A 17,727-nucleotide genomic window follows, 5' to 3' on the forward strand; every position below is an offset into this window, starting at 1 on the left:
GCGGGTTTAATGTTTAGAGCCTTGAGGTTGACTTGCTGAAGCAAGGGTCGCGGCGAAGACCTCGAATGGCGAATGGAAAGCGTGAGTTGCACGAGGTCGGCTGTTCAGACTGTCGGCGATAGCGTCAAGTTCGTCCTGACTGTAGACTGAAAGGTCCGTGCCTTTGGGCAGATACTGGCGCAGCAGCCCGTTGGTGTTTTCGCAAGTGCCGCGTTGCCAGGGACTGTGCGGGTCGCAGAAGTACACCTTCACGCCGGTTGCGGCGGTGAGTTCTTTATGCCGCGACATTTCTTTGCCCTGGTCGTAGGTGAAGCTCTGCCGTAATGGCGCAACAATCGAATTGAGTTTCGCGGAGAAGCCGGCCAGCGCTGAAGCAGCGGTGGCATCTGCCATCCTGGCAAGCAGCACCAGACGGCTGGTCCGTTCGACCAGTACGCCTACCGAGGACTGGTTGCCGGCACCCTTGATGAAGTCGCCTTCCCAGTGCCCAGGCAGCAGCCGGTCCTCGATTTCGGGCGGCCGCACATGAATACTGACCATGTCGGGAATCTGTCCGCGCCGGTCTGTGCCCCGTGTACGCGGCATGCGCGTGCTGTGGCCATGGCGCAAGCACGCAATGAGCTGACGGCGCAGTTCGCCGCGCGGCTGGGCATAGATAGCCGTGTAGATGGTTTCGTGCGAAACCTGCGGGGTCGGGTCGGTCGGATACATACGCTTCAGTGTGCCCGATATCTGCTGAGGTGACCATTTCCACTCGAGCAGAGTGAGAACGATGCGCCAGCAGACGCTTTGCAGGCAAAGCTTTGTGGGGCTGCGACCCGCGCTGCGGCGTGCGGCACTGAGCGCTTCGGCCGACACGGACGCGTAGCCAGCAGGCAAGCTGTTTCGCGCCAGTTCACGGCTAACGGTGGCTGGCGAGCGCCCGAGTATGCGGGCCATGGCCCGGATACTCGAACCCTGCAGATGCAGGCTTGCAATGGTCAGACGCTCTTCAGGCTGAAGTTGCTGATAGATCTGCGCGCCGGCTTCGATGAGCGGGATGTGAAAACGGAGCCATGGTGAGGTTATTCGGGCACCGCCAGACGAAAGTAGCGGCAACAGACAAACCTAGCCTAAAGTCACCGCGTCACATCTCGATATAGGTAGCCTGTCCTGCATTCCGTGATACTCGTCACAGCTGACAGGTAGCTGTCGGCGAAGGCGGGACACGCACCCCGTGGACTACGAATAACATCTCGCAACGTTTCGCGACGTTTCTAGAGTCAGTTTTGAGTCCTCGGGTGCGCCTGCGTTCAAACGAATACTCAGGGTTTGCCGTCGCACCGGCTTGCTATATCGCCTTCGGCGGACGCAGGCATGCATGTTCCTTTGCGTTATCTATTACCTGCAGAGGTCCACATGTCACTTCTACTCGAGCAGCCATTCACAGCCTTTGTCGGGATCGACTGGGCCGACACGAAGCACGATATCTGCGTTCAGGCGGCAGGCGACCCCCGTCGTGAGTCGAGCTGCATTGCGCACCGGGTCGCGGCCATCGACGAATGGGCAAACGCGCTGCACCGGCGCTTCGGCGGACCAATTGCAGTGGCCCTCGAACTGGCCAAGGGGCCAATCGTCGCTGCGCTGCAGAAGTATGATTTCCTTGTGTTGTTTCCGATCAATCCGGCAACCCTGGCGAAGTATCGTGAGGCATTCCAGCCCAGTGGCGCCAAGAGTGATCCGAAAGATGCGGAACTCGCGCTTGATCTTCTGCTGCACCATCCAGAACGGTTCGGCCCCTTGAGGCCGCAGAGCGCCGCGATGCGGACACTGGTGAGTCTGGTGGAACGGCGTCGGCAGCTGGTTGGCGACCAGACCCGGCTGACCAACCGGCTGTGCGACACGCTCAAGCAGTATTACCCGCAGGCGCTGGAATGGTTCGATGACCGGGGCACGGTGCTGTTCTGCGACTTTCTCGACCGCTGGCCGACGCTGCGCTCGGTCAAGCAGGCCCGTACGGCGACTCTTGAGGCATTCTTCCGTGCGCACCACTGTCGCAGTGCGAGGCGGATCAGTGTCCGTATAGGATCGATCCGCGAGGCGGCGCCGCTGACTGAAGACCTGGCGATCATCGGTCCGTGCCGGCTGCACGTGCTGGCACTCGCTGCACAGCTACGCGCGGTGCTGGCTGCAATCATGCAGTTCGAGCACGAGATCGCCGCGGTAGCGCCCACGCTGCCAGACTATACGCTGTTCAAGAACCTGCCGGGTGCCGGCGCGCAGCTCGCCCCACGCCTGCTGGCCGCCTTTGGTGAGCAGCGGGCACGGTTCAGGAGTGCTGATGAACTGCAGAAGTACGTGGGTATTGCCCCGGTGACCGAGCGCAGCGGCAAACAGAGCTGGGTCCACTGGCGCCTGCAGTGTCCGAAATTCCTGCGCCAGACCTTCGTGGAATGGGCCGCCCAGACCATCCCCCGCTCATCGTGGGCTGGTGCCTACTACCGGCAGCAGCGTGCGAAGGGCAGCTCGCACCACGTCGCCGTGAGAGCCCTCGCGTTCAAGTGGATTCGCGTCCTGTATCGCTGCTGGCAGAACCGCACGCCGTACAACGAGACCGTTTACCTCAACGTGCTCAGAAAACGCGGTTCGCTCCTTGCCGGCAAGCTGAGCACTTAGGTCAAAACCGGGTCCTGCTCTTTTATCTGATTTGGGCAAGCCGCGCAGCGGCGCGTCAGGCCGAAGGCGAAGCTCGCGGGGAGACGGTGGTCAACGAGGGAACCGCCGTTAGGCGGCTGTCCACAGCCTCGTGCTGTGGGCAGCGTCGTTGTCCACGGGCGGGCGCGGGATAATCGTCATAGCGAGCGTAGATGTCGAACGAAAGCTTGACAGACCTGCTCAGGGCATGACTCTACCGACATGAGCCCGACGCATCCGGCGGCCGCGGCCATATAGGCCAGTCGACGTACCTTTGCCGGATGAGCCGTTCGTGCGAGCCGCGACGGGCATCAACCACTGCCGACGATTCATCCAGCTGAGGGCAGATGACAAACCGAAGCGTAACCCTGGGGTTTGATACTCGACGCGAGGGTCCGCTTTCTGGCGCCCAATTTGACCCGGCCAATGTCGGCTCAGGGTCCGCCTGCGGAAGTTAGGTGCCGGACCGCGTCCGGCAGAGGACGCATGCGATAAATACTATAATGGTCTGGACAAAGTACGCATTATCTGCGTCGTCAGTGTCGGCTGCGTTGTGGGTCAAGTGCCGATCGTATTCGCAAGGCGAGGAGTGCTGCGTTAAGGGAACTGATCGGAGACCCTTCGTGAAGCAGTCGACGCTTGCTCATTCCCTTTCTGTCACGACGCGGGCCTCAGAATTCGACTCTCAATCCAAGACGGTGTGCGGCCATGTTCTTCTACGCGCTTGCAACAGATTATGACGGGACGATCGCAGAAGATGGGGTCGTGAAGGATTCCACCTTCGAGGCGCTGGCACGCCTTCGCGAGTCCGGACGGCGCCTGATCCTGGCCACCGGAAGAGAGCTTGAGGATTTAAAACGGGTTTGCCCGCGCCTGGACATGTTCGAGGAGGTTGTCGCCGAAAATGGCGGCGTTCTCTATCGGCCCGCGACCCAGGTGGTCGATCTGTTGGCTGAGCCGCCGCCGGCTGCATTCGTCAACCAGCTTCGCGACCGTGGCGTCACGCCCCTGTCCGTCGGTCATGTGATCGTCGCGACTTGGGAGCCCAACCAAGACATCGTGCTGGAAACCGTCAAGGATCTCGGGCTTGAATTGCAGATCATTTTCAACAAGGGCGCGGTAATGGTGTTGCCGCCGGGGATCAACAAGGCCACTGGGCTGAAGGCCGCGCTGCGCAATCTATCTTTAGCCTCGATCAACGTCGTGGGCGTGGGCGACGCCGAGAACGATCATGCTTTGCTAAACGCCTGCGGCTGCTCAGTCGCCGTCGCGAACGCCGTTCCAATGCTGAAGGCGGCCGCAGATTGGGTAACAGACTCTCCGCGCGGAGCGGGTGTCGCCGAAGTCGTGGATGGCATCCTGAACAACGATTTGACGGAGGTTGCCTGTAGCGACCGTCATACTGTGGCACTCGGCACAGTGATGGACGCCAACTCCGATGAACTGGAACCGGTTTCGATGCACGTCAGCCGATCGGGTCGAATGCTTATTTGTGGCACCTCTGGAAGTGGAAAATCTACATTTACGCAGGGCTTTCTCGAGCGCCTCGCAGTTGCCGGCATGCAGTATTGCATCATCGATCCGGAGGGGGATTACGAGGGCTTTGCAGGCGTTACCTGCGTCGGCGACGCTGAGCGGTCGCCATCTCTGCAAAACGTGACCGAGCTTCTCGAGTATCCGGATCGCAACGTCGCGATCAGTCTTCTTGGACTGCCACTGGACGACCGTCCGAATTTTTTGTCATCCCTGATTCCAAAGTTGATCGACCTCCGCGTGCGAACCGGTCGGCCGCACTGGCTGGTAATCGACGAGGCGCATCATATGATGCCTTCACAAAACGAATCAATGGCCAAGAGCTTGCCCTCGGATTTCGATCGGGTGGCCTTCATCACAGTTCATCCCGACCATATGGCGAAGTCCGCGCTTATCGGCACGACATGGTTGGTCGCCCTCGGAATCGCCATCGGGGATACTGTGGCGAAATTTGCGGCAGCAACTGGCTTGGCTGCTCCGGAAAGTCTTCCTGCCGCTCTCGATGCCGGCTGCGCGTTGGTATGGCCGATTGGTGAGGGGCAACAACCCGCAGAGGTTCATGTGATACCGCCAAGCGCGGAGCATCGTCGACATGTGCGGAAATATGCTACGGGGACGCTCGGTGAGGATACAAGCTTCTATTTTCGCGGTCCGGACGGCGCGCTTAATCTGCGGGCGCAAAATTTGGAAATGTTCTGTCAGATCGGCGAAGGCGTCGATGACGAGACATGGCGCTTCCATGCTCGGGCGAGAGACTATTCTCGTTGGTTGCGAGATTGCATAAAGGACCCGGAACTAGCAGGTGAGATCGCGGGCATTGAAAACGCGGCTGAAGCGGATATTCAGGAATGCCGGCGAAAGATCCGTGCGGCCATAGAACGCCGATACACAAAAGCTGAATAGTTTAAAGTTTGATGGGTCTTCTCTGCCCAGTGGCTCGGGGCTAGGCTTTGCTAGGCTTTGCTGGCACTTGGAAATGACGCGACTCTCGCGCTTCTTATAGTTCAAATGGCAATACAATTCTCGCCAAAATCAAAGCTTATGTCGGCGTAGCATTTGGCCCTTTGGGTGGTCGCGAGGCAAAAAGCGCATCGGGCAGCACGCATCAAGCGTCATTCATGCGCGTCTTCGTGCGGACGTTCGAGCGTCGGCTCCGCGTCCGTAGGCGGCCATATTGTATTCCGCTAGCCCGAAGGCCTGATGAGGGTCGACCTCTGCCGGACGCGGAGAGTCGGCCCGTGATACATCGCCGGATTGGCATCCGCCCGGGTTGCAGCCAACAACAGACATTCGAGCGTCAAGTAAGAATTGGCGACAATCGCGTGAAGTATGGGTACCGCGTTCCGTTCGAGGGGCTTTTATACTGAACGATCGCTCTGAAGCCGCCGTAGGCGGGTCCGACATTGGTCGGCGTTGGCGATATCGAACCGGACGCCCGCGTCATGAACTGGCTGGCCAATACCGTTCTTGTGTTGCACGCGCTGATCGTACTGTTTATCGTCGGCGGGTTAATCGCTATCTGGACAGGCGCATGGTTGAAACGCGACTGGATACGCAACCGCGTGTTCCGGATCGCGCATCTCACCGCGATAGGCGTCGTCGCGATTCTCGCTATTCTTGACATACCGTGTCCGCTGACGGTCCTGGAGGACTGGCTTCGTACCGGACGCGTCGGCCCACAGGGGTTCGTGCAGCGCTGGGTAAGCGACTGGCTGTACTACAACTTGCCGGGCTGGGTATTCGCGATGGCCTACGTGGTGTTCCTGCTGGTCGTGGCAGTCACGTGGTGTCGCGTCCCGCCGCGTTCATGAGGCGTCCACATGAGATCGTGTCGGCTGATGCACGCTGACCGCCACGTGCTGCTTGCCGATCTTCTCGCCGACCATCACCACGATCCGCAGCGGGACGGCCTATCTATAACGGGTTGACATGAGCCAATCGTCATCGGACCCAGTTCGGCCAGGATGAGACATTCGACACACGTTTCTGATTCGTCGACAATCGGTGAATATAGACAAACCTCGACGGAAGACTTGAGATGATGCTGCGGCCGACAGAAATCCAAATTGAATCAACCCGGCTCTTGATCAAACCGTTCTCGGCCAACGGCGCGGATGCTGCGTTCTCGTTCATCACCCCTTCGCTCACCCGTCACATGGCGTGGGAGCCGCCTGCATCCCGGCAGGATTTTGATGGTGTTTGGCGGTCCTGGGTACCGTCGATTGACGATGGATCAGACTATGTGCTCGCGATACGGCAACGCGCCGACGGGAGTTTCCTTGGGTTAGCCGGGCTTCACCGCGTACGCACCGAGAGCCCGGAACTCGGTATCTGGATTCGTGAAGATCGTCATCGAAATGGGTTTGGTAGTGAAGCTGTGACCCTTGTTGCACACTGGGCAACGCGAACCGTTGGTTGTGAAAGCTTTACCTATCCGGTTGCCGAAGAGAACCGTCCCAGCCGGCGCATCGCCGAATCGCTAGGCGGCGTCATTGTGGAAAGCCGCGCGACGCCAAAGTGCAAGTCTGTGGTTTACAGAATTCCTCGCCAGCCAGTCGCAAGCGAGGTATAGGCGATTCTGCCTGTGGAGTGGCCTCCGGCGGCCATGAACGGACGGTCGTCGGCGAATGCTGAATCGTCGACAATTTCGACGCGGCGAACAGCCAGTAGAATGTGGCGGATTACCCAGATACCCTTTCCCGCGTTCGCCTGGTTGGAAAAAGCAATGACTCATGTGATCCGCATCGTCCGATGGGAGGCGTTAAGCCCGGCCCAGAAAATCGTCGTTGAGAATTTGAAGATTTCCGATCGACAGATTGAGTATGCTGGGCCAACTCACCGCGCAGTCGAGGCTTGCATATCCGATCTGACTGGCGAAATCCAAGGCGCGGCTATCTTCCACATGGAAGTAATTGTAGGTTTTCTCGTTCTGAAGAGGCGAAGCGCCGCCCCCAGCTGGGCTTCAACGGGAGCCGCCGTCATTTCGGCCCTACGTATCGACTTACGCTTCCAAGGTCTAGGAATCGGAACGGCTGCGCTCCAGCGTCTGCCGGAATGGCTTTTGACCCACTGGCCCGACACCAAGTCCATTATGCTTTCCGTCGACGAAGAGAATGAGACCGGGCGCCGTTCGTATGCAAAAGCCGGCTGGGTGGATCTGGGAACCCGGGACAAGGGAAGAATCGGGTGGGTTCGCTATATGAAGCGCGACCTGCAAACGGTGTTTGCTGTCTCTGACTGAGCTTAGCGCAAGAACTCGCTTCGGCCACAACCGGTCACGCGGAAAGGCGGCGACAATTTTCGTTCGACGTATCCTTGAGGATTGATGTTCCGACACTCAGGCCAACGATCCCGATAACAAAACCCGATGCAAGCACATCTCAGAATAGCCAGACCTGTCAGCGACCTTCCGCGGGCGGAAAGCATGTATTGCGCAGCGCTCAGTCTCGTTGTGCTGGCGAAATTTCAAGACCATCAGGGCTTCGACGGGTTGATGCTCGGACGTTCCGGCATGGACTATCACTTCGAGTTCACACAGTGCCGTGAACATCCGGTAGCGCCAACACCAACACGTGAGGATTTGCTGGTGTTTTACGCCCCGGATCGAGTTGAGTGGCAGTCGACTTGCGATCGTCTCGCCGAGAGCGGATTTGTTTGCGTGGCGTCGCTCAATCCTTATTGGGACGTGTCAGGTAAAACATTTGAGGATCACGACGGCTATCGAATCGTTTTGCAAAACTCGGCGTGGCCCTCATGATGCATGCGTAATGCATTTGGATGCCGGCTCGATCGCTTTGCAGCAAGTCGCATGGCCGCGTGAGAGGCGAACTCCGGCCATGAACGGCCGGTCGAGGTCGTCGTCCAGTTAGGCTGACCGAGGTTTCATCCGGCCTCGCTCAATGGCCGGTTTGCAGCGAGCAAATTACAGAGGGCACTGCCTCGATGCGGCCACTTTTTGCCGCTCGCCTGACCTATGCAGTGGTCACTCAAATGGCTGATTCACTTCGAAACCCGCCCGACGCGCGACGCGCGTTTGTCTTGATAGCAGCCAACTTCGCGCGTCGTAGGGCAGATCGCTTGTAATCAGGTGCGGATCAAATTGCACGCCGGTGCCGACGACCGACATGAATCCGCGAACGTCTGACAACCCCGTATGAACGGTCGTTCGAGCGACGCTTCGCAGGCGCGCAGCGGCAGTCGATTCGCTCTTTGGAAGCGAGGGCGACAAGCCTTGCGCCGGCGAAGTCTGTTTTTTGTCCCTTAGCACCCCGGATTCTTACTTCGCAGCTACTAGTATTGATGAGGCGCAATTTGCAACATGCGACTTCAATCTGATTCGTGTTGGTGGTATAGGCTCAGGGAGCGAAGACATGACTAGTCGACGTGAAGTCCACCGTGCGCTCTGCGCAACGAGTCTGGCGTTATTGTTCTCGCCTCGGACGTTTGCCGCAGACGCGTCGGTCACGACGGCGACATTCGACCAAGCATTGAAGGCAACCTTAGCCCAGGAGCCGCTGATCGAATCTGCGGCGGCAGAGCGTGAGCGGCAAGTCTGGGAGGCCGCGTACTACAGCGCGCGACCGTTGGTCGGCCGACCCTCACCATCCGAGACGCCGATTTCCGAGCGCGCGAAGCAACTCATCGTTGGCTTTGAGGTCATCGACAGCGCTCACTACGTTGAAACCCCCATCTGGCCTGGTCGCGAGTCGGGGGTCACGATCGGCATTGGTTACGATGTTGGGTACGCTCGGCCGGAGTGGATTAGGCAAGACTGGCCAACGCTTGGCGAAGCGCAAATCGGTCTGCTATCAAAGTTTTGCGGTGTAACAGGAATGGCGGCCAAAGCACACTTGACCCAGCTGCAGTCGATCAGAATTCCGTGGGATCAGGCGGACGGCTGTAGTGGTCTAATTTCCTCGGACAGGTCGATAGGGGGACAATCCGGAATCGACGAGGAAAAAGAGCAGGATGACAAGAAGGCGCCGACAATTTGACACCAGCTTCAAGCTGGAAGTGGTACGGATGGTACGGGACCAGGGGTTATCGGTCAGCGAAGTCTGCCGGTCGATGGACCTTGTTGAGACAGCCGTGCGGCGCTGGGTGGCCCAGTACGACGCAGAGCGTGCGGGCGGCCCCGGCGAGGGCAAGCCGTTGACGGCGGAACAGCAGCGCATCCGGCAACTTGAAGCGGAGAACCGGCAATTGCGCGAGGACAATGCGCTGCTAAAAAAAGCGTCGGCCTTCTTTGCCCGGGAACTGAAGTGAGTTACCGCGTGGTAACTCACTTGCAACAGGAGGCCGTATCGGTCAGTCACGCCTGCCGGGTGTTGGAGGTGAGTCGCTCTGGCTACTATGCGCACCAGCGCGCTAAGCCGAGTGCAAAGAGTCTGCAGGAGCGGACCCACGTCAAGGCAGCATTCGTCGCCAGTGGCGCGAGCTATGGCAGCCGCCGTGTGATGCATGCGCTGCGGGAGCATGGGCTGCATATTGGTCGCTACCGGGTGCGGACGCTGATGCGCGAAGCGGGCCTGCGCACGAGCTGGAAGCGCAAGTTCGTCTCGACGACCGACAGCAGGCATACGCTACCTGTCGCGGAGAACGTGCTCGACCGGAAATTTGAGGTCGCCGAGCCCAACCGCGCGTGGGTTTCGGACATCACGTATATCCGCACGGCGCAAGGCTGGCTGTATCTGGCGGTCGTACTGGACCTGTACTCACGCAAGGTGGTCGGCTGGTCCATGGCGCCGACCATGCCGGCCGCACTGGTCATTTCGGCACTGACCATGGCGCTGCAGCAGCGTCGGCCAGCGTCAGGCCTGCTCCTGCATTCGGACCGGGGCAGCCAGTACGCGAGCGATGAATACCAGGCCTTGCTCAAGCAGCATCACGTGGTTTGCAGTATGAGCCGCAAAGGAAATTGCTGGGACAATTCGGTAATGGAGCGGTTCTTCCTGAACCTGAAAATGGAGCGCGTGTGGCAGCGTCAGTACGCCAACCACGATGAAGCACGGCGCGACATCAACCAGTACATCGTCGGTTTTTACAACGCAGTACGCTTGCATTCGACTTTGGGCTATCTGTCGCCCGTTGCCTACGAGGCAAAACCGACAGTAAAAGAACCTATCAGCCTGTCCGAAATAACTTGACCACTACAGGCCAGTTCAGCAACCCCATTCTAAAAATGTATGTCGCAGAAACAATCGATGCGCTGCCTCATACTGACCTGCTGTCGCCCGATTGCCTCGGGGCTCTTGTCTCGCTTGTGTATAACCGTGGGCCATCTTTCACAGCTAAGGGACCGCGTTATGCCGAAATGCGAGCGATTAGACTGCATATGGTCACCGGAGAGACCGAGAAGATTCCGGGCGAACTGCGAGCAATGAAGAAGATCTGGCGTGACAAGGGCCTTGACGGCCTTATATACCGACGGGAGTTAGAGGCCCGGCTATTTGAAGAGGGACTAGGATAATCCTGTAACGGAGCCAACTTTTTGCTCTGGGAATGAAGATGAAAATCGCCTCAGCGGCTCTGGTAGCGTTTCTTATCGTCCTTTGCCATTCTCGCGACGCGACGGCGGCCCAACTGGCTTTCGTCGTAGGTATCTCGAAGTACAGCCCGATCGAGAGGCTGGACAATCCCGAGATCGATGCAAAAGTGGTTGCGGAAAAGCTCCGGTCGGCGGGTTACCGTGTAACCCTCTTACGAAATAATGAGGCAGCGGAGCAACCATTTATCAACGCATGGAACGCCTTCCTGACACGAGTCGCAAAGGGTGACGAAGTCGTCGTTTACTACTCCGGCCATGGCATAGACATAGAAGGCAATAACTATCTCGTGCCGCAGGATAGCCCCGACTTGGGGCACATCGGCGGCCAGCTTGGCATGAAGAGGCACCTTATTCCGTTTCACGAACTAATGAAAGCGCTTGAAGATCGACAAGTTAGCATGCAACTCTGGATAATAGACGCATGCCGAACAAATCCATTTGCACGCGGCGGACGGCCCTTCGGTGGGCCGGGAGGGCTTACCGGAGATATCGATGAGCCGAACCGTTTTGTTCTGTATTCGGCCAACTACGGACAAATTGCCCTTGATCGTTTGCCTTCCGATCCTAAAGGCTCAACGCTCGGCTCCCCATTCTCTCGCCTGTTCGTATCGTTGTTTGATGGATGGAAGGGGCGAAGTATCCGCGACTTCGCCGCGGAACTTCGCTCAAAGACGATGGCGTCAGTCAGCCCATTTCCACAAATGCCAGTCTGGGAAGACGGTGTGCTGGCAATCTGGTGCTTCGTTAAATGTGAAAAGTTCGACGTCGCGCGAGCCGTAGCTCAGAACCAAGATGCTGCCCGAAAGCTTGCTCAAATCTCACAGTTAGTCACTAGGGAAAAGTATCCGCTTCAGCCCAACGAATTCTTCTACAACGTCGAATACTCCATGGATCAACAGGAATTAACAGCATATTCCACGCGGATTCAGAAGGAGATTGTCGCGTACCTCAGGATTGCGCGACAGGGTCGCCGTAAGACGTCAGATAACTTAGAGGATGAGGACGTTCTTTTTAATCTGACAGAAAAATGGAAACCTCAAGCGGACGCTAAATCAGAGCGCTACGCAGCGGACCTTCTAACTGAGGACACAATGTTCACGTTTAACGGTTCGGATGGCCGCAAGCTTCAGCTTTCATGCATGTCACCTGAACTGTCGAAGGTGATAGTGACCATGAAGAAAATCGGAGAAGTGAAACAAAATATAGAGTTGGTGGCTGACTTCAAGAAGCGCGTGTTCATAAAACGGGTATGGTGCCAAGACCTGATACGAACGGGAAACGATGCCACCGCGTTCAGTTCGGCTGATCTCATCGGCCGCACGATGACTTGGAGTGCTGGCACGGAGACCCCGCTGAAGTGGAAATTGACTTGGTTCTTCATGCGATTTTCATACGATTACGGTTTTCAGCAGCGAGTGAGCGAACCCGAAACACCACCTCACAATCGAGAAATGCCGGTTAATGGAGTAATGTCCGCAAAGGTGCTGCCACAGCACGTCGGCTTGTCCGACGCCGGTTTGCCGAATTGAGAGGTAAAGAGTTCGAGTCTCGGAGCCTTGGCGACATTGACCTTGGGGAGCGTCCGACCTCGGATCCAGCCCTCAAGTGGCGCCAGCTGCGCTGGCCAGACCCACTTTCACCGAGCGTTCTTTAGCAGATAGCTTATGCGTTGCGCAGAAAATTGGGCAAAGACTCGCAGGTAGATTGCGAACCCCTCGCAAGACAATTTAAATCGAACCCGCCGGCCACCAAGGTCGGGAGTCGCAGAAAAGCAGCCGTTCAGCTTGCGACCGCGATAGTCGCTTGATGGCCGATCGGGTGAACTCGCCAATGACCGCTCATGGGCGCTCTGGTTCGCAAAAACTGAATTCTGCTGACTGACCGGTTTGGAGAAGGTCATCTGGCCGGAGTGGGTCGACATGCGACCTTCGTGATTGGACTTGCCCCTGCATGACCGGACATGCGGTCACGCTTAGGTTGGTGAATTTGCTCGCTGGCGAAACTCGCGTGGTGAGCAGTATTTCAGGGCGCTGTGCGGATGGGATTCGTTGTAGTGGTCAAACGCGATGGCCAGGTTGTGCAACGCCGTTCTCGCGTCCGGCTTGGGCATCCACGAGACGTAGTCTCTCTTCATCGTTTTGACGAAGCTCTCGGCCATCCCGTTGCTCTGCGGACTTCTGACCGGCGTCGTGATGGGTTTCAGGCCCACCTTTTTCGAGAACGTCAGCGTCTCCTCGGCAATGTAGCAGGAACCGTTGTCGCTGAGCCATTCGATTTCGTTGTCGGCCTTCAACGCACCATCGAAACGGTTTTCTACAGCCTGAAGCATGACATCACGCACCATGTCTCCGGTATAGCCTCCAGTGGTCGCAGCCCAGCTCATGGCCTCACGGTCGCAGCAGTCCAGTGCAAAGATGACGCGCAGCGGCGAGCCGTCATCACAACGGAATTCGAAGCCGTCCGAGCACCAGCGCGCATTGCTCCGGTCCACCGCGACCCTGCCATCGTGCCGGCGCCTGGATTCGGGATGTCGAGGGCGGCGCTCGAGCAGCAGGCCGTGAGTATGCATGACCCGATAAACCCGTTTTGCATTAACCCGGGGCTGCCCCTGTGCGTCCCGGTTTCGGCATAGGAGGGCCCAGGCGCGTCGGTAGCCGTAAGTAGGCAAATCAGCAACCAGCCCCTGGAGCTCCGCAACGAGCGGTATGTCGTCACGGGCGGGCGTCTTGCGCTTGTCGACCCATTCAGCGTCGCGCTTTGATTTCACCGCAAGATGAGAGCGCGACACACCCAGGACTTCACAGACCGTCTTCATCGGTCGTTATATGAACGTCTCCCGTTTGTGCAGGAATTCGTGCGCGTTGACTGACAGGATGGGTTGCACCTTTATATCCGGCCTTGTTGCGGTGCAGTTCCACCGCTGGCCCCGATGATATCCGCTGACTCGCACCTCATTTCCCCCAAGAGCTCGAAGCTCTCTGACCGATTCAGGTTTAACGAGTCCCGGTCCGACCTGTTTTGTCATCATGCTCGATTGCCTGCGCAACCTTTCGACGAATCATCCTGTAGAAGATTTAATGTCTCGTGTAATGTTCAAGCCGGCTTCGGGCTTGTATATTCCCTTTGATACGGTCGGTCGTGAGCAAGAATCGCCCAGATCATGCGTGCAGTCTTGTTGGCGAGCGCCACGGTCACTACATTCGGCGGACGGCGTGTTCTGATTTGCTCGACCCAAGGACTAGGCTCCTTCGCATGTGCCAGCACACTGCGCGCGCCGTGAATCAGCAACGTGCGCAGATACGTATCGCCCCTTTTGCTGATGCCCTGTAATGTCACCTTCCCGCCAGATCCGGTTTGCTTCGGAACCAGACCTATCCACGCTGCAAACTCTCGCCCGGAGCGGAAAGCGGTTACATCACCCATCGTTGCGACTGCAGCTGTTGCGGTAAGCACACCAACACCCGGGATCGCGGCAATTGCCTTGACTGCCTTGTCCTCTTTCATCCATTGCCGAAGCCGCCGCTCTATCTCGCGAACTTGGTCGTCGAGCTTCCGCAAACCATTCCATTGTTCGCGTAACGTGTCGATCAGGACCGCTGGAAGCCGATCCGCGACCCTGGCTAGTACCGCCGGTATCGCTTTGTCCAACGCGGTTCGGCCTTTGCCCATGACTTCACCATATTCGGTCAGCAGGCCGCGCAGACTGTTGATCTGCATCGTGCGGAATTTCACCAACTGCTGGCGCATGCGGTGCAACGCCAATACCGCTTGCTGCGCTTCCGTCTTGACTGCCACAGGCTTGCCAGGCTGCTGCACGGCCAGCCAGATTGCCTGCGCGTCAGCGGCGTCGTTCTTATTGCGGACGTTGAACGCCTTCACGAACTTTGCAGGCATCAGCTTCACATGATGTCCCAGCTTCGTGAGTTGTCTTGCCCAATGCTGCGCACCCCCGCAGGCTTCCATGCCGATCATGCAAGGCTCGCGATTTGCGAAATGCTCCAGAAATGCGGCCCGCTTGATCGATCTGTTCACGATCTCTCCGCTTTCAGTATCAATGTAGTGAACCTGAAACACCGCCTTTGCGATGTCAACTCCGACTGGCGTAATCTTCATGACGGACCCTCCGGTTTGCCTGTGAAGACCTTTATGATCTTCCACATTGGGCACTTTGATGCCGTCGGCCCATGAGGGTCCACATTTCTTGAGCACACTGATCACGGGTGGGAGACGTTCATACCATTTCCCCCGGCAGCAATGGTGAGCGCGCAATCAATTTTTTTGCCCGGCCGTACTCCACTGCTTCGCGGAGGATTTCCACTTCCATCGTCTTCTTGCCCAGCAGTCGCTGGAGTTCACGAATCTGCTTCATCGCTTCGGCCAGGTCGGATGCCGGCACCACCTGCTCGCCGGCACTGACTGCCGACAGGCTTCCGTCCTGATAGAGCTTGCGCCAGGCGAACACCTGGTTTGCATTCACCTGATGACGACGGGCAACTCCGGAAACGGTTGCTCCGGGCTCGAAGGTCTCGCGCACTATCGCGAGCTTCTCATCGACAGAGCGCCGGCGGCGCTGTTCGGGCTGGGTCAGAACTTCAATGGGTTCCACGTTAGAGCTGGGCTTAAACATAGGCGTAAAACTACCTCAAAGTTTAAGCGTTACCTCGTGTCCGGTTTTCGCCGGGGCCGGCCCAGTGATCTTCACATGGTAGACGTCTCTCTCGATTGGAGTGGTTCAAGTATCGCTTTCACTCCGGCACATTGGTGCCGCTTCGAGTGAGGGCGTCCATCCCGTTGCTCTACTCCGACCTGCTATCGAAACCGCCAGATCGATGTGCGACACTTGCGCTTGCGGTCTACGGTGTTGGCCTTGTCACGTGGTTGACCGTGGACAGCTTCCGGATTATCGCGCCGGTTGGGAGCTTCGTGAAGGACTGGACGAACGTCTGGCTGGCGCCCGGCGGCATAGGCCCATAGATGCTGTTCGCCGCCTCGACCGTACTGTAGTCCCAGTCCACGCACGACGGCTCGGAGCTCAGTACGGTCATCTGCTCCGAGGCGGTATAGGTAATCGTGCCCGCGCCCGATGAGAGCGTCGTCGTGCCGCCGTTCAGGTAGTCGACGAAATCCAGCTGGAAGGAGACTATCGGTGCGAGATCGGCCGAAGTCACCGGACCGCCCGAAACCAGGGTTAGCGAGGGCAGCGAGATCGTCTGGCTTCCGATGGTATTTCCATTGTTGTCGGTGGCGACGTAGGTTGCGCCGGTGATGTTGCCGCTTGCGTCGTTCTGCAGCGTGATCGACAGCTGGTACCCGGCGGGCAGGGTGTGGCTCGGCAAGGTCGCCAACGACACGATATTGTTGATGAGCTGCGTGCTGCCCGTCTGCCAGTTGTCGACCATGCAATAGAGCTGGGGCGGGGAGCTGTTCGGATCGAGGTAGATCAGATACTGCTGCGCGCCGTCGTAGGCGCCCGAACCGGAGTATGCGTTCACCTGGAAACCGAATCCGTCGCTCCCGGTGATGTCCTGGGTGACGTTGATGTCCACCTGCAGACCGGTGATGCCGTTGCAGTTGCTGAGAAAGTAGTTCGAGTTGCTGCCCAGACCACCAGACGGCGCGGCCACCGCAGCTGGCGGCACCTCCACGTCGGCCTCCAGAAAGGCGTATTCGATCACATTGTTGCTATTGTTTTGAACCACGATGAAATAGACGACGTTCGCCAGATCATCGGTCAGCTGGCTCCAGATGGTGCTGATGCCCAGTTGATTGAAATAGGGGTAGCCGCCACCGGTCAATGCCCACAAGGCATCGGTGGACGACGAGGTGAGGGGCATCACTTGCAGCACGGGCAGGAAGCCTGGGACATTCTGCCGAACGAAAAACCAACCCGCGGACGAACCCGGGGCCAGGCTGTTACTTCCCCATTGCGAGGCCATTTCGCCCCTCCTTTCTCCTGCTCCTTCTTCTGCCGGTCAGCGCGGAAGTCAGAGCGTCTTCACCAACCGAGAAGCCGCAACGTCGACGTGAAATCCCCCGTGGAGATCGCGGATCGGCAAACGTTCCTGTGCCGCATCGAGCTCGACTTCGAGGACGCGCTGCCCGGGCCCTGGAACCATTCCGACGCGCAGAAACTTGCTGCCCGCCTCCTTCAGGTTGCCGACCTTCGAGATTGAGATGATCTTCCCGTGTTCGTCGTGCAATATCATTGCCTTCATTTGAAGTCCCTCCTTCTTTGTCCCGCGGAACAGTTTTACAGGTCCGCCTCCAGGAAGGCGTACTCCACGATGTTAGGGCTGTTGTTCTGCACCACCATAAAGTAGACGAGACTGGACTGGTCGTCGCTGAGTTGGCTCCAGATGGTGCTGATGCCGAGTTCCGTCTCGTACGGGTAGCCGCCGCTCGTCAACGCCCATTCGGCGGTATTGAACGACGGGGTGAGCGGCATGACCTGCAGGATGGGCAGAAAGCCGCCGGCATTCTGCCTGACGAAAAACCAGCCCGCGGACGCGCCAGGTGCGAGACTGTTGTTGCCCCACTGAGCGGCCATTTGAACCTTCCTTCAGAAGTGAGCACCGGCGGGGTGCCGAGTGCGATTTCTGGTCAAAAGAGAAAATTCGAACACGAGTCTGGAGCGCTGTATAGCGGCGCCACCGTGAGTGGCTCCCAAGCTCACCCACGTGATGGTCGGAACCATCAGCGGTCGCCGTTCGCCCCGGCCACCAGGTCATCGATGTCAGCACACTCAGAAAACGATTGAGCGGCGTCGGCTTTTAAAAGTCGCGCTCCAGCACCTTCTCGCAGAGCGGGCAGTACATTTTCATTTCCACTGCCTCCGTGTCTGCGGAGCTTCTTCATCGCTTTCGGTTGCCCCCTTCGAGAATACACATCCTTGCTCTGGATTAGCCTGGATCTGTTCCCGTTCTCGTACGCACTTATCCGCACAGTCCCTGCCAACGCGGCACCTGTGAGAACCG

14 protein-coding genes and 2 pseudogenes are annotated in these 17,727 nt (G+C 58.1%); 9 read left to right on the forward strand and 7 right to left on the reverse strand.

Annotated features, from left to right (window positions below; translation table 11 throughout):
• Window positions 1-6: 6 nt before the first annotated feature.
• Window positions 7-1,014: an IS30 family transposase gene (locus B0G69_RS36970; protein WP_121325141.1), complete on the reverse strand. Its 1,008-nt coding sequence runs from the start codon at window positions 1,012-1,014 to the stop codon at window positions 7-9.
• A 384-nt stretch (window positions 1,015-1,398) separates the two neighbouring features.
• Here B0G69_RS36970 and B0G69_RS36975 point away from each other — a divergent pair, with 384 nt between their 5' ends.
• The 9 genes from B0G69_RS36975 (at window position 1,399) to B0G69_RS37015 (ending at window position 12,282) form a co-directional block, all read left to right on the forward strand.
• Entirely contained in the window at window positions 1,399-2,655 is a 1,257-nt protein-coding gene (locus B0G69_RS36975) for an IS110 family transposase (RefSeq protein ID WP_121317740.1), read from the forward strand.
• Window positions 2,656-3,381: 726 nt separating this feature from the next.
• The gene (locus B0G69_RS36980; RefSeq protein ID WP_121324986.1) at window positions 3,382-5,109 is read left to right on the forward strand and encodes an HAD-IIB family hydrolase; all 1,728 of its coding nucleotides are present in this window, start codon (window positions 3,382-3,384) and stop codon (window positions 5,107-5,109) included.
• Window positions 5,110-5,648: 539 nt separating this feature from the next.
• Window positions 5,649-6,017, forward strand: a complete 369-nt coding sequence (locus B0G69_RS36985) for a DUF2784 domain-containing protein (RefSeq protein WP_121325142.1) — start codon at window positions 5,649-5,651, stop codon at window positions 6,015-6,017.
• Between the two features lie 227 nt (window positions 6,018-6,244).
• Window positions 6,245-6,778, forward strand: coding sequence for a GNAT family N-acetyltransferase (locus B0G69_RS36990; RefSeq protein WP_121324987.1), 534 nt, complete (start codon window positions 6,245-6,247; stop codon window positions 6,776-6,778).
• Window positions 6,779-6,931: 153 nt separating this feature from the next.
• On the forward strand, window positions 6,932-7,447 hold the full coding sequence (locus B0G69_RS36995) for a GNAT family N-acetyltransferase (protein WP_158609009.1): 516 nt from the start codon (window positions 6,932-6,934) through the stop codon (window positions 7,445-7,447).
• A 126-nt stretch (window positions 7,448-7,573) separates the two neighbouring features.
• Window positions 7,574-7,963 (forward strand): VOC family protein, encoded by a 390-nt coding sequence (locus B0G69_RS37000; protein WP_121324989.1) that lies wholly within the window; start codon window positions 7,574-7,576, stop codon window positions 7,961-7,963.
• 613 nt (window positions 7,964-8,576) lie between these two features.
• Window positions 8,577-9,200: a hypothetical protein gene (locus B0G69_RS37005; protein ID WP_147440826.1), complete on the forward strand. Its 624-nt coding sequence runs from the start codon at window positions 8,577-8,579 to the stop codon at window positions 9,198-9,200.
• Window positions 9,175-10,352 (forward strand): IS3 family transposase gene (locus B0G69_RS37010; protein WP_199731125.1). Its coding sequence is split into 2 segments (ribosomal slippage): window positions 9,175-9,442 and window positions 9,442-10,352, totalling 1,179 coding nucleotides; the frame shifts between segments, so codons are not numbered across the junction. The genes B0G69_RS37005 and B0G69_RS37010 overlap by 26 nt, the downstream gene beginning before the upstream one ends.
• A 361-nt stretch (window positions 10,353-10,713) precedes the next feature.
• Entirely contained in the window at window positions 10,714-12,282 is a 1,569-nt protein-coding gene (locus tag B0G69_RS37015; protein ID WP_158609044.1) for a caspase family protein, read from the forward strand.
• A 443-nt stretch (window positions 12,283-12,725) separates the two neighbouring features.
• Here the strand turns inward: B0G69_RS37015 and B0G69_RS37020 are convergent.
• The 6 genes and pseudogenes from B0G69_RS37020 to B0G69_RS37045 all read right to left on the reverse strand — a co-directional run.
• Window positions 12,726-13,574: pseudogene (locus B0G69_RS37020) on the reverse strand (IS3 family transposase); the annotation flags it as partial.
• A gap of 272 nt (window positions 13,575-13,846) precedes the next feature.
• On the reverse strand, window positions 13,847-14,866 hold the full coding sequence (locus B0G69_RS37025; protein WP_121317783.1) for an IS110 family transposase: 1,020 nt from the start codon (window positions 14,864-14,866) through the stop codon (window positions 13,847-13,849).
• Between the two features lie 128 nt (window positions 14,867-14,994).
• Window positions 14,995-15,380: pseudogene (locus B0G69_RS37030) on the reverse strand (transposase); the annotation flags it as partial.
• A gap of 226 nt (window positions 15,381-15,606) precedes the next feature.
• Window positions 15,607-16,689 carry a hypothetical protein gene (locus tag B0G69_RS37035; RefSeq protein ID WP_121324992.1) on the reverse strand — a complete coding sequence of 361 codons (1,083 nt, stop codon included), beginning with the start codon at window positions 16,687-16,689 and terminating at the stop codon, window positions 15,607-15,609.
• Between the two features lie 48 nt (window positions 16,690-16,737).
• Window positions 16,738-16,968, reverse strand: coding sequence for a hypothetical protein (locus B0G69_RS37040; protein ID WP_121324993.1), 231 nt, complete (start codon window positions 16,966-16,968; stop codon window positions 16,738-16,740).
• Between the two features lie 35 nt (window positions 16,969-17,003).
• The gene (locus B0G69_RS37045; protein WP_121324994.1) at window positions 17,004-17,300 is read right to left on the reverse strand and encodes a hypothetical protein; all 297 of its coding nucleotides are present in this window, start codon (window positions 17,298-17,300) and stop codon (window positions 17,004-17,006) included.
• Between the last annotated feature and the right edge of the window lie 427 nt (window positions 17,301-17,727).

It is taken from the genome of Paraburkholderia sp. RAU2J (genome assembly GCF_003634845.1).
Classification (GTDB): Bacteria; Pseudomonadota; Gammaproteobacteria; order Burkholderiales; family Burkholderiaceae; genus Paraburkholderia; species Paraburkholderia fynbosensis.

Excerpts from the sequence above, each read along its gene's own strand:
- B0G69_RS37035 (WP_121324992.1), bottom strand. The coding sequence starts at position 16,689 with ATGGCCTCGCAATGGGGAAGTAACAGCCTGGCCCCGGGTTCGTCCGCG.
- B0G69_RS37045 (WP_121324994.1), bottom strand. The coding sequence starts at position 17,300 with ATGGCCGCTCAGTGGGGCAACAACAGTCTCGCACCTGGCGCGTCCGCG.
- B0G69_RS36990 (WP_121324987.1), top strand. The coding sequence starts at position 6,245 with ATGATGCTGCGGCCGACAGAAATCCAAATTGAATCAACCCGGCTCTTG.
- B0G69_RS36980 (WP_121324986.1), top strand. The coding sequence starts at position 3,382 with ATGTTCTTCTACGCGCTTGCAACAGATTATGACGGGACGATCGCAGAA.
- B0G69_RS37015 (WP_158609044.1), top strand. The coding sequence starts at position 10,714 with ATGAAAATCGCCTCAGCGGCTCTGGTAGCGTTTCTTATCGTCCTTTGC.
- B0G69_RS37005 (WP_147440826.1), top strand. The coding sequence starts at position 8,577 with ATGACTAGTCGACGTGAAGTCCACCGTGCGCTCTGCGCAACGAGTCTG.
- B0G69_RS37000 (WP_121324989.1), top strand. The coding sequence starts at position 7,574 with ATGCAAGCACATCTCAGAATAGCCAGACCTGTCAGCGACCTTCCGCGG.
- B0G69_RS37040 (WP_121324993.1), bottom strand. The coding sequence starts at position 16,968 with ATGAAGGCAATGATATTGCACGACGAACACGGGAAGATCATCTCAATC.
- B0G69_RS37025 (WP_121317783.1), bottom strand. The coding sequence starts at position 14,866 with ATGAAGATTACGCCAGTCGGAGTTGACATCGCAAAGGCGGTGTTTCAG.
- B0G69_RS36985 (WP_121325142.1), top strand. The coding sequence starts at position 5,649 with ATGAACTGGCTGGCCAATACCGTTCTTGTGTTGCACGCGCTGATCGTA.
- B0G69_RS36995 (WP_158609009.1), top strand. The coding sequence starts at position 6,932 with ATGACTCATGTGATCCGCATCGTCCGATGGGAGGCGTTAAGCCCGGCC.
- B0G69_RS36975 (WP_121317740.1), top strand. The coding sequence starts at position 1,399 with ATGTCACTTCTACTCGAGCAGCCATTCACAGCCTTTGTCGGGATCGAC.